The organism is Dickeya chrysanthemi NCPPB 402 (assembly GCF_000406105.1).
Taxonomy (GTDB): domain Bacteria; phylum Pseudomonadota; class Gammaproteobacteria; order Enterobacterales; family Enterobacteriaceae; genus Dickeya; species Dickeya chrysanthemi.
On record NZ_CM001974.1, the window covers coordinates 2988455 to 2988989 of the forward strand.

General features: G+C 61.5%; 1 pseudogene. It reads right to left on the reverse strand.

Features of this window, described 5'->3' with window-relative positions:
- Positions 1-23: 23 nt before the first annotated feature.
- Positions 24-191, reverse strand: a pseudogene (locus DCH402_RS23395) (hypothetical protein); the annotation flags it as partial.
- Positions 192-535: the final 344 nt, after the last annotated feature.

A 535-nucleotide genomic window follows, 5' to 3' on the forward strand; every position in this document is an offset into this window, starting at 1 on the left:
GCCATGTTTGCGGCGCAAACCGCCAGCCGCACCGCCCGGTGTTCCCGCCCCTGTTGCAGGGTGTATTCGAGTTGCGCCAGATAGGCCGCCTCACGCGCAGGTTGCGTTTCCGCCGCCGGCGCGGGCGCCCGCCACCGACCCGCAGCAATATCGGCCTGGATGCGGGGCAAGAAATCCAGGTAGTCGCCCACCAGGGTATGTAACCCGGCGTCATCGGTTTCGGAAAACAGGAAACAAAAGGTGGGTTCGCCTGCCCGGCGGACGGCTGAAAGCCCCCCTCGCCGTGAATGGCCTGCGGCTTAACCTCAAACTCTTCCAGCAACAGGTGCGCATTCACCCCGCCGATACTCATGGAATGAATCGCGCCTCGCCGGGGTACATCGCCCTGTTTCTCCCAGGTGCGGTCCTCTCTGATCAGCTCAAACCCATCAGCCAGCGTGATGCCTTCGTTCAGTTCTCCCAATCCGTCGATTTTTGCCAGACGGCGGTAGTACATCGACAACACCATTTTCACCAGTACCGGAAAGGTCGATGC